Below are 1982 nucleotides of genomic sequence, written 5' to 3'. Positions count from 1 at the left end.
TGGGTGCACGCCCAATGGGAAGGTTGATTCAAATTGAAATCAAAAAAGTCCTCGCTGAGATGATTCTCTTTGGGGAGTTGGTTGATGGTGGTGTGGTGCAGATCTCTGTTGATAAATCCACCAACAATAAAGATTCTCAGACAGATGACAATCAACAAAACTTAGCAAAATTAAGCTTTAATGTGATACAATCCACATTGCAAAATTCGCCCGCTTAAATGCGATGATTTAAGCCTTGTGGCGGCTTTTTATGAGCGTAATTTGAACCGATGAAGGATTTTTTATGGCACAGATTTTAGACGGTAAAGCGTTGGCAAGTTCTATCGAGAATGAGTTATCAGCACGCGTGGTAACATTAAAAGAAAAAACTGGGCGCACGCCAATTCTTGCGACCATTTTGGTTGGTGATGACCCTGCATCAGCCACGTACGTGCGCATGAAGGGCAATGCGTGTAAGCGTATCGGCATGGACAGCATCCGCGTGGAGATGCCTGAGAGTACCACGACCGATGAGTTATTGGCAAAGATCGATGAGCTTAATGCCAATGCTGACGTACACGGCATCCTACTGCAGCATCCTGTGCCTGCTCAGATCGATGAGCGTGCTTGCTTTGATCGCATCAGCCTATCAAAAGACGTGGATGGTGTTACGTGCCTAGGCTATGGTCGTATGGCGATGGGCGAGAGCGCTTATGGTTCTTGCACGCCGCAAGGCATCATGCACCTGCTGAATCACTACAATGTCGAATTGTCTGGTAAGCATGCTGTGGTAGTCGGTCGTAGCGCCATCTTGGGTAAGCCAATGGCGGCGATGCTACTAAATGCCAACTGCACCGTGACCATCTGCCATTCACGCACTCAGAATCTAAGTGATCACATCCGTCAGGCGGACATCGTGGTGGGTGCTGTGGGCGTTCCTGAGCTGATCAAAAAGGACTGGATCAAGCAAGGTGCGATTGTGGTTGATGCAGGCTTCCACCCAACGCCAGAAGGTGGGTGTGGTGACATCGAGCTAAAAGGCATCGAGAACGTGGCTTCAGCATACACGCCAGTCCCAGGTGGTGTAGGTCCGATGACGATCAATACACTGATTCGCCAGACGGTAGAAGCTGCTGAGCTTGAGGCTGGTATCTAATCTGTATCGCTCAGATGATAAAACCACTCTTAGGAGTGGTTTTATTTTGATGGGAAATTATTAAATCCCTATGTGTGTCTTGTGGCGGCTATGATAATTTTAGACGATCAAATCCAATACCGCTTTTGAGCCGACAAAGCCAATGGCAAGTAAAATAAATCCATAGATGGTAAAGTTCGCCGCACGTTTACCACGCCAGCCTTGGCGATAATGACCGACGATAAACACACCAAATACCGTCCATGACAGCACACTAAAGAATAGCTTGTGTGCGATGTGCTGCGCCATGATGTCATAAGTGGCAACCACGCCAAGTCCAAGCGCCACACTTAAGATCACAAAACCCATCAAAATCATGTCAAACAACAAGCCTTCCATACTCTGTAGGCTAGGCAATTTACTCACCCAAAAGCGGTGGATGGTCTTGTGCTTGAGTTCGCGAATCTGTAGGCGCAGGATAATCGCTTGCACGGCAGCCATCAGCAGCGCGCAGTAAGCGGCGAATGAGAGTAAGATGTGTGTCTGAAGCAGGGGGTTAAGATCGGTTAGCGGCTCGTAAGCAGCTCGCCCAAAATAACCTGCGCTAAGCCCAACCAAGGCAGCCGGCGCAGCAAGGATGCCAAGGCTTAATATCGGGCGATACAGACTAAACAGTATAAAAAACACCAAAAAGAACAAACTGATTAGGCTAATCGTGTTAAAGATGTTAAAATTAAGCCCGTACAGCGTGACGATTTTTGGGCATAGCAAGAATGCGTGCAATCCTGCGCCGATGATGAGCGCGGTGATGATTGAAAGTTTATTGATGGGTTGTTGCTTGATGAGTTTTTGATACAAGATCAGGCCG

3 protein-coding genes are annotated in these 1982 nt (G+C 47.8%); 2 read left to right on the top strand and 1 reads right to left on the bottom strand.

What is annotated here, in order from left to right; translation table 11 throughout:
* Together GY683_RS00225 and folD are read left to right on the top strand one after the other, a co-directional pair.
* The coding region (locus GY683_RS00225; RefSeq protein WP_297286840.1) for a hypothetical protein at nt 1-218 on the top strand (218 nt) is incomplete at its 5' end.
* A gap of 65 nt (nt 219-283) precedes the next feature.
* Nucleotides 284-1135, top strand: coding sequence for a bifunctional methylenetetrahydrofolate dehydrogenase/methenyltetrahydrofolate cyclohydrolase FolD (gene folD, locus GY683_RS00220; RefSeq protein ID WP_297286839.1), 852 nt, complete (start codon nt 284-286; stop codon nt 1133-1135).
* A gap of 99 nt (nt 1136-1234) precedes the next feature.
* On the opposite strand, the gene GY683_RS00215 is transcribed toward folD, so the two are convergent.
* Nucleotides 1235-1978 (bottom strand): inner membrane protein YpjD, encoded by a 744-nt coding sequence (locus GY683_RS00215; RefSeq protein ID WP_297286841.1) that lies wholly within the window; start codon nt 1976-1978, stop codon nt 1235-1237.
* Nucleotides 1979-1982: the final 4 nt, after the last annotated feature.

The sequence above is a fragment of the Moraxella sp. genome (assembly GCF_024227015.1).
In the GTDB taxonomy this organism is placed as follows: Bacteria; Pseudomonadota; Gammaproteobacteria; order Pseudomonadales; family Moraxellaceae; genus Moraxella.
This window is presented reverse-complemented; position numbering and strand designations above follow the sequence as displayed.

What these genes read in the sequence shown, in the direction of transcription:
- folD (WP_297286839.1), top strand. Translation starts at nt 284, where the DNA reads ATGGCACAGATTTTAGACGGTAAAGCGTTGGCAAGTTCTATCGAGAAT.